Here is an 8,481-nt window from a genome sequence, read left to right as displayed (position 1 = left end):
CCTTCTGGGTATGGCTTCTAAGTTCTGTGAGTGTACTTTAGGTGTGAAATACCGAACTATCCTACCTTCAGGTGTTGTTTCGGGTGGTCCAATGTACTACCTAAGTCAAGGTCTTGGTGAAAGAGGTTTAGGCGGACTAGGTAAAGTGCTCGCTATTGGTTTCGCATTAATGTGTATTTTAGGCGCATTGGGCGGCGGTAACATGTTCCAAGCTAACCAAGCACACGCCATGTTAACTTACGCATTTGATGTACCAAGCGAATACGGTGTGATCACTGGCCTTGTACTTGCCTCTTTAGTTTTCTCTGTGATTGTTGGTGGTATGCCTTCTATCGCATCGGTAACGGAAAAAGTTGTTCCTTGGATGGCTGCTCTGTATATCGGTATGGCTCTGATTGTTATCGGTTCTAACCTTGATCAAGTTGGTCCTGCTTTCAGCGCAATCTTTACAGGTGCATTTACTGGTGAAGGTGTTGTTGGTGGATTCATTGGTGCGTTAATTCAAGGCTTGAAGCGTGCAACGTTCTCGAACGAAGCAGGTGTAGGTTCAGCAGCTATCGCTCACTCAGCGGTTAAAACAAAAGAACCAATCACCGAAGGTCTAGTATCACTATTAGAACCGTTCGTTGATACAGTAATCATTTGTACAATGACAGCATTGGTTATCACTATCGCTGGCTTAAACGTAGGTCCATTCGATGGTTCTGGTTTAACAGGTGTAACGCTGACTGCAGCATCTTTTACTGAAACGGCAGAAGTATTCAAATACACACTCGCTCTCGCAGTAATCATGTTTGCGTTTTCTACCATGATCTCTTGGTCGTACTACGGTCTTAAAGCTTGGACTTACCTATTTGGTGAAGGCAAAACAACGGAGCTGATTTTCAAAGTGATGTTCTGTGTGTTTGTTGTTATTGGTGCCACGATTCAATTTGGTGCGGTAATCGACTTCTCTGATGCGGCTATCTTTGCGATGTCTATCTTCAACATTCTTGGTCTGTACTTCTTGATGCCAGTTGTGAAGAAAGAACTACAATCGTTTGTTGCTCGTGTGAAATCAGGCGAAATCAAAACGTATGAGAAATAACGTTTAGTGGAATGAGGTTGCTCTAGTAGCTAACTGGATTTTAAGAAACGATACAGCTCGAATAAACGAAACTGTTCTAAAAATTTTTGTAAGACCCTTTGCTTGAGAAAGCGAGAACAGGACTGCAACTTATTCAAAATCCCTACCAGCTTGGCTTGTGGGGATTTTTTATGTCTGCATGATTAGGTTAATTGTTATCTTCAATGCCCTGCTCACTCTTTTCGCCCTTTTCACTATCGTGTTCAACATCGACACGACGAACCAACTCTTCTACTTCGATCATCTCTTTTTGCGCTAATGGCGAGCGACAATCATCGAAACAATAAGCTATGGTGCAGTTCTCACAAAGATACTCTGGCATCACTCCATCCCTTGTCGTCAAAGCAGCCAAATGCGAGCGAGCAATCGACTGCGTGTTCATCCTGAACAACACTATTATGCAGCGACTCTGATCTGAAAATATGTATGCAAAGTCATTTAATAGACAACAAGTGACATATCATTATGGTTATACGTAACTATTCACAAATATCTAAGCAAACAATGAAAACACGCAAATAATCAATAATGAGAAAGCACCGGATCTATGCTCCCGAGAAAACGCAAAACGCCCACATCACGTGTGTGATATGGGCGTTTCAATATTTAATGCAAAACTAACGTTAGGTTGGTAAAGCCTTCGGCTTATAGACCCATCTCTTCAGTGAGCGTTTTGATCTGCTTGAGATCCATGGTGTGGACTTCAATCATTTGTCTGATATCGCTCAGTCGAGAGTTAGCGTTATCTTGCTTCTCACACGCGTCAGATTTCGCATCCCATGATGTGCCATCTAAGTAAACGTCACACGCTTTCTTAAGAGAGCCAAGGTTCTGCTCGAGTTGTTCTCTTTCTTTCTCAAGCTTTTCCAGTTCTTGAGAAATCTGTAGTTCTTTTCGGAAAACTTCACGCGAACGCTCAAACAACGTCGATTGCATGTCAGCTTGACGATTAAGTTTCTGGTTGTCTTGCTGAGTTTGCTCTAACGTTTGCTTCTGTTCATTTAGCTGTTGCTCTAACGAGTAGTTCGCCTTCTCTAAAACCGAAGACTGCTTCGCTAATTCCTGGAGCTCTTTTTGATGCTCTTCCGTTTGTTTCACTAGAGCGGCTTCTACTTTCGCATCGATTTCGGTATCAACTTTTGCCACTTTAGTTTCAACGGATGTCATCAACTGTGCTCTGCTGTCATGCAGTTCTTGATAACGAGTTTCGAGTACCTGATAAGTGGACTCCCACTTAGAAGCAGTAACTGTAGAACCAATTAAGCCACCCAGTGCTAAACCTATAACCGCAGCAATGCCGATATAGAGCTGACTGCGCTTATCGCGTTCTTCAATAACAACCACTTCATCTTGTTCGCTTTGTCCAGATTGCTGGTTCACTAGCGGGTACTCCCAAAAATTTGTTTAACGTTACGCGGTCACTGGCGCGAATGCCAATACTGATAGTGTAGGCTCAGTTAAACCTATCGCTCAAGCCAGAAGCACTTAAGCTCTACTAACACATTCATCCCACCTGTTTACAGACAGGCTTAACGAGTTAACTCCGAAATCATCAAGCTGGCAGTATACAAAAGGAAGCTGCTAACGATAACTATCACTACCCATTTTTGCAGTTTTTCGTTTGTCCGGTAACGAAATAGTACAAATGCCAAAGCCAATAAAAAAACAATCGCTATTAGTCGAGTCATAACTCCTCCTTGTTTCTCTATTTTATACCATTTAAATAAGCAAGTTACGTCAGAGACTCGTTGTTTGATCATTTAGTTGAACAACATTTGTGCAAACAGATATTTTGTAGCTGACATCACATTTTATATGATCTAGGATACGCCTACAGATTACCTAATTATTTAGGTAATTGTTCCGATGAAGACTGCAGGAGAGTGGCTTTTAACTAAATATTAACATTTAGTTAGATTGACCCGCCGAAGAAGTAAATCTTTCAGGTGCTTTATGCTGGAGAAATCCAGAAAAGTGAGGACTGTCGTTGGAGGAACCTCTGGAGAGAACCGTTAGATCGGTCGCCGAAGGAGCAAGCTTAGTGCCCGTTACTTATCTATAAGTGATTCGCTAAGTGAAACTCTCAGGCAAAAGGACAGAGGAGTGGAAAGCAACAAGCCTTAATTAACAAAAGAATTCTATCTAGAAATCCGTATGTATTAAGTAGTGCTACCGATCCCTGTGATCTGCACTGCCTTCCCTCTTCTCCTTAAATTTTTAATTTATTAAGGGGAATCTATGAACCACCTACAAGCTACACTACAAACCATCAACCAATTCGTTTGGGGACCACCACTGCTTATTCTGCTAGTGGGGACAGGTATCTACTTTACTTTTCGCTTAGGTTTACTCCAGTTTAGACACCTCCCAACCGCACTGAAAATGGTGTTCAGCAAAGACAAATCTGGTACGGGTGACGTATCGAGTTTCGCGGCTTTGTGTACTGCACTTTCAGCGACCATTGGTACAGGTAACATCGTGGGTGTAGCGACCGCAATCAAGATTGGTGGCCCTGGCGCCCTTTTCTGGATGTGGCTTGCCGCTGTATTTGGTATGGCGACCAAATACGCAGAATGTCTACTTGCCGTTAAATACCGCAGAACCGATAGCAATGGCGAAATGGTTGGCGGCCCAATGTACTACCTGCAATACGGTGTCGGCTCACGAATCTTGGCGGTAATGTTCGCTGTCTTCGCGCTCGGTGTTGCTTGCTTCGGTATCGGTACCTTCCCACAAGTCAACGCTATCTTAGACGCAACTCAAATCTCATTTGGCGCTTCTCGTGAGATGTCTGCTGTCGTTCTTACGATATTGGTGGCGGTTGTAACCCTTGGTGGTATCCAATCTATCGCTAAAGTGGCAGGGAAAGTTGTTCCTACTATGGCGGTTATGTACGTCGTCGCGTGTTTAAGCGTTCTAATTTCAAATGCAGACCAACTACTGAATGCTATTACCCTTGTTGTTACTTCTGCGTTTACCAACACAGCAGCAACCGGTGGTTTCTTTGGCGCGAGCATCATGCTTGCTATCCAATCAGGTATCGCTCGGGGTGTGTTCTCGAACGAATCTGGCCTAGGTAGCGCACCAATGGCTGCAGCAGCGGCTAAAACAGACTCATGTGTGAAACAAGGACTTGTCTCTATGACAGGTACCTTCTTCGACACCATCATCATCTGTACGATGACAGGCTTGGCGCTTATCTTAACGGGTGCTTGGCAGACGGACCTTTCAGGCGCTGCGATGACCACTCACGCATTCGCTGTTGGTCTGAATGCAGATACCCTTGGCCCTATGTTGGTTTCTGTTGGCTTAATCTTCTTTGCGTTTACAACAATTTTAGGTTGGAACTACTACGGTGAGCGCTGTGTTGTGTTCTTGCTAGGCACCAAAGCAGTCTTGCCTTACAAGATCATCTTCATCGCCTTGGTGGCTTCTGGTGCATTCTTGAAGCTCGACATGATCTGGATAATAGCTGATATCGTGAACGGCCTAATGGCAATTCCGAACCTAATCGGGCTTATCTTGCTGCGCCACGTTGTTATCGAAGAAACCAAGCTATTCTTCAAACCGTTAACTTCTTCAAAAGATTGTGAAGCAGTTAAAGCGTAACCTGAATTGATTGAATACCAAGCCCGCACTCAACTGCGGGCTTTTTTATTTTCATCACATAGCGAAACGTCTTAAATTATTATGCAGCACATATGCCCTTATAAATAACAAGAATATTAAATCGACTACTATGCGATTTAATAAAGCCAATAGAAGACTAATAAAAAGGACACTAATAAAACCAACACTTAATTAGATATTACTTATATTTAACAGATTGTGCGTTGGTGTCAGGCATTTTGTCACAAACATATTAAATTTCTTTTTGTTTCAACAACACAAAAAACCAGAAGAATAAAACATGTGACTTTAATTCATATATTAGTCAGTTTATAGTCATCTACATTGTAGAGAGAATTATAATAAAAATAAAACGTTGGCTATATGATCAGATTCGACCCGATTAAAAACCGTATTTATAACGATGAACGTTCTATTAAAGTAGGATACCGTGAAACTCGAGTTCTGGAGTTATTACATAAAAACTCACCCGATATTGTTAACAAACAAGATATTATTAGCTTCGCTTGGGGAAACGAGTTCATAGGGGATACGTCACTAGCGAAAAGTATAAGTTTACTGCGCCAAGGGTTCGTTAGATTAGGCATCAAAGAAACCCCAATCGTCACCGTTCCTAAGGTGGGCTATCGCCTTATCGATGAGTGCGTGGTAATCGACTCCCCCATCAATAATGCAGCCACAACTCCCCTTACTGATGCGAGCAACCTAATACCCTTCGGCAATAACGGTATTGCTATCGGTGCAGCCGTTGCAGTCGAACCTAAGCCTAACCCTAAACAAAGTTCTTCGGCTTACTTCCCCACTGCTGAAAACCGAAACAAGTTGTGCTACTTCACCACTGGCTGCTTACTGTTGGCATCAGCGTTATTGGCTTTTGCTAAGGTTAATGAGAGAAACCTCAGCGATATCAACCCCGTTAACCGGCTCAGTGAGCAATGGATAGGTCAAATACAAGTTTTCCAAGCCCCTGAAATGGCGATGACGCCAGAGCTAGAAAGCATTCTCTATCAGTATCAATGTGATTGTGTGGCGTACATTAACGAAGAAGCTGAATATTCTGAGTTCTCTATTCTCAACAAAGCCACACGCCAGTCTGTCAACATCTTTTACACGCCAACCCAACTAGATCAAGCCAGTACCGAACTGGCGTTATTCCTAGAAAGAGGTCAATTATGATGCCAATCGTTGCGCTCATTTCTGCATTCGTTTTATTGGTTGGCATATGGAGTATCCCTTCGCCCCAACCAAAAGAAGAGCATCGCTACCAACATAGCGTGGTGGACCTGATAGTGAATGACAATGTATTACGTACCGACGGATTAACGAAAATAAGTAACAACAAGGTGCTACACCTGATGTCCGTTCAAGACGACAACATGCCCGACCCACTTGTTCTGCGATTCAGAGGAACAGCCCGCCCTTCGCAATCACTTTTCTTTTCTATTTCTGGCACCATCGACTTAGTCTCTGTGCAAAAAATAAATAAAACAATGAATGACAGCCGATTGTCGCCTTACCTGTTAATCAACAATGACCCATTAACGGTAAAGATTGATATCTTAAGTTCGAATGATTTATTCGCCATCATTAAAACGTGTAATACAGGCCGAACACAACTTCTGGCCAAACGATAATTAGAGATAGTTTAACCACTAGTAACAAGTACCCTATTATCAAATAGCAAGCTTTACCTATATTACACATAGAAAACGGATGGTTATTTTCATTGTTCTATCAGTAATGCAATTATTACCGTCTTCCTTACTTTAAGTGTTTGCATTTTAAACCAGATAGCAAATCAAGATATTCAAGTTAGACTTTTACTCATTGTCACTCACTATCTGTCCACCTTAAAACTACGAGCATTGTGAATGATTATATCTTTTCTTCTAATTAACCATTCATACAAGCGCCAAAAATAACGTCAAATAATTTTGACGTCTAAGCCAGAATAATAGGCCTTCATTTTTCTAAAAACGGTTTGAGCCCCATCAAACAATTTACGTTTAGTTACATACTCTTTCACCGTAAAAACACTAATGACAATACAAACCATTGAATTGAAGGGGTAATTTAATTCAACCCTTTTCAGTATCTATCTATTTATCAACATGAAAAAGTGAACTTGTCTTGTTAACTGCACGGCACGCAAAACATTATCAAAATAGAAAAATTACAAATGAGGGAATTGTTAATGATCACAGTAAACAGAAGTCTCTTAGCAACCGCAGTGTTGTCTGTTCTATCAACCGGTGTAAACGCGAAGATTTACCCAGACCAAATAGTGTTTGACCAACTTGGTGAAGATGTATGTCGCTCTGGTTATCGTCCTATAGACCGTTATGAAGCCGAAGAGCAGAAGAGTGCTTTGGTCGCTCGTATGGGCACTTGGCAGATCACCGGGTTAAAAGGAAACTGGGTAATCATGGGGTCTGGTTATCATGGCGAAATTAAGCAATCAAGCAGTGGGTCAACGTTCTGTTACCCAAACAACGACCAATCTGAAATCCCTAACTATTCCGCCAAATCGGTTCAGGAAGGCAGCGAAATCGATGTTCAGTATGAATTAGTAAACAATCGTACCGATTTTATTCGCCCATTAAGCTATTTAGCTCACAACCTAGGTTACGCTTGGGTTGGCGGTAATAACAGTCAGTATGTTGGCGAAGACATGACGATAAAGCGCTCTGGCGACAGCTGGGTAATACAAGGAAATAACAATGGTTCTTGTAGTGGCTATCGCTGTGATGAAAAAACCAAAATCACCGTCGACAATTTTGCCTACACCGTTAACGACGACAACTTTTGGCATGGTGATGTTGTCGAGTCGGATCGTGAACTAGTGAAAACGGTTTACGCGACGGCAAGAAACAACAGCAACATCGCTCAACAAGTGGTGGTCGACCTAAAAGTAGACGAATCAACAAACTGGTCGAAAACGAACAGCTATGGATTCTCACAAAGCGTTCAAACAGAGAACACCTTCAAGTGGCCTTTGGTTGGCGAAACTAAGCTCACTGTTAAGTTCGAAGCCAACCAAAGCTTCGCTGAAACAAATGGCAACTCCACTAGCGAACAAGTAACACTTCAAGCTCGTCCTATGGTTCCTGCGAATTCGGAGCTACCGATTCGAGTTGAGCTGTATCGTTCAAGCATCTCTTACCCGTACCGATTCAACGCCGATATTAGCTACGATGTTGAATTCAACGGCTTCCTTCGTTGGGGTGGCAACGCGTGGCACTCCCATCCAGATAACCGCCCATACAAGGCTCATACCTTCACCATGGGTCGTGGCAGCAGTGAATCTGCCGACATTCGCTACCAATGGGATCACCGTTACATCCCAGGTGAAACAAAATGGTGGGATTGGGGCTGGGCGATTAAAGAAGCTGGCTTATCAAGCATGCAATACGCGACTGGCGGAAGCTTACGCCCCTTCCACTCTTACGTGTCTGGAGATTTCTACGCTGAATCTCAATTTGCAGGTACTATCGAAATTGGACAAGCAACACCAATTACTAACAATCTACGCAGCAAAAGAAGTACTGATTCCGTCAACGAATCTACTGAGCGCATTGGCGACATCGAAGTTACCACCAACTTTAACGCCGATGAGTTGAGTGACTTAGGTTTCGAAGGTGCTGAGATGAACATTAGCGTCGTTGAATAACTGCGCTGTTGAATAAGATCGGTACAAAGATCTACCAGTAATAAAGCACAAAGCC

General features: G+C 42.7%; 7 protein-coding genes and 1 riboswitch. Of the genes, 5 read left to right on the top strand and 2 right to left on the bottom strand.

Features of this window, described 5'->3' with window-relative positions; genetic code table 11:
- The coding region (locus IQQ51_RS06205) for an alanine/glycine:cation symporter family protein (RefSeq protein WP_228012702.1) at window positions 1-1,087 on the top strand (1,087 nt) is incomplete at its 5' end.
- 187 nt (window positions 1,088-1,274) lie between these two features.
- On the opposite strand, the gene IQQ51_RS06200 is transcribed toward IQQ51_RS06205, so the two are convergent.
- A complete protein-coding gene (locus tag IQQ51_RS06200) occupies window positions 1,275-1,448 on the bottom strand; it encodes a hypothetical protein (RefSeq protein WP_164091120.1) in 174 nt (57 codons plus the stop codon).
- 323 nt (window positions 1,449-1,771) lie between these two features.
- The gene (locus tag IQQ51_RS06195) at window positions 1,772-2,506 is read right to left on the bottom strand and encodes a chromosome partitioning protein ParA (RefSeq protein ID WP_050633434.1); all 735 of its coding nucleotides are present in this window, start codon (window positions 2,504-2,506) and stop codon (window positions 1,772-1,774) included.
- Window positions 2,507-3,115: 609 nt separating this feature from the next.
- Window positions 3,116-3,235: riboswitch (glycine riboswitch) on the top strand.
- A 129-nt stretch (window positions 3,236-3,364) separates the two neighbouring features.
- On the opposite strand from IQQ51_RS06195, the gene IQQ51_RS06190 reads away from it, so the two are divergent.
- The 4 genes from IQQ51_RS06190 (at window position 3,365) to IQQ51_RS06175 (ending at window position 8,426) form a co-directional block, all read left to right on the top strand.
- The gene (locus IQQ51_RS06190; RefSeq protein WP_048606947.1) at window positions 3,365-4,735 is read left to right on the top strand and encodes an alanine/glycine:cation symporter family protein; all 1,371 of its coding nucleotides are present in this window, start codon (window positions 3,365-3,367) and stop codon (window positions 4,733-4,735) included.
- A gap of 384 nt (window positions 4,736-5,119) precedes the next feature.
- Window positions 5,120-5,932, top strand: coding sequence for a winged helix-turn-helix domain-containing protein (locus IQQ51_RS06185; protein WP_193840608.1), 813 nt, complete (start codon window positions 5,120-5,122; stop codon window positions 5,930-5,932).
- Window positions 5,929-6,390: a hypothetical protein gene (locus tag IQQ51_RS06180; protein ID WP_048616408.1), complete on the top strand. Its 462-nt coding sequence runs from the start codon at window positions 5,929-5,931 to the stop codon at window positions 6,388-6,390. Before IQQ51_RS06185 ends, IQQ51_RS06180 begins: the two co-directional genes overlap by 4 nt.
- Window positions 6,391-6,950: 560 nt before the next feature.
- A complete protein-coding gene (locus tag IQQ51_RS06175; protein ID WP_193840607.1) occupies window positions 6,951-8,426 on the top strand; it encodes an aerolysin family beta-barrel pore-forming toxin in 1,476 nt (491 codons plus the stop codon).
- Window positions 8,427-8,481 lie beyond the last annotated feature (55 nt).

The sequence above is a fragment of the Vibrio sp. OPT18 genome (assembly GCF_015163615.1).
Classification (GTDB): Bacteria; Pseudomonadota; Gammaproteobacteria; order Enterobacterales; family Vibrionaceae; genus Vibrio; species Vibrio coralliirubri.
Note: the sequence above shows the minus strand (reverse complement) of the source record. Positions and strands in the feature narration are given on the sequence as shown.

What these genes read in the sequence shown, in the direction of transcription:
- IQQ51_RS06200 (WP_164091120.1), bottom strand. Translation starts at nt 1,448, where the DNA reads ATGCCAGAGTATCTTTGTGAGAACTGCACCATAGCTTATTGTTTCGAT.
- IQQ51_RS06190 (WP_048606947.1), top strand. Translation starts at nt 3,365, where the DNA reads ATGAACCACCTACAAGCTACACTACAAACCATCAACCAATTCGTTTGG.
- IQQ51_RS06185 (WP_193840608.1), top strand. Translation starts at nt 5,120, where the DNA reads ATGATCAGATTCGACCCGATTAAAAACCGTATTTATAACGATGAACGT.
- IQQ51_RS06180 (WP_048616408.1), top strand. Translation starts at nt 5,929, where the DNA reads ATGATGCCAATCGTTGCGCTCATTTCTGCATTCGTTTTATTGGTTGGC.
- IQQ51_RS06175 (WP_193840607.1), top strand. Translation starts at nt 6,951, where the DNA reads ATGATCACAGTAAACAGAAGTCTCTTAGCAACCGCAGTGTTGTCTGTT.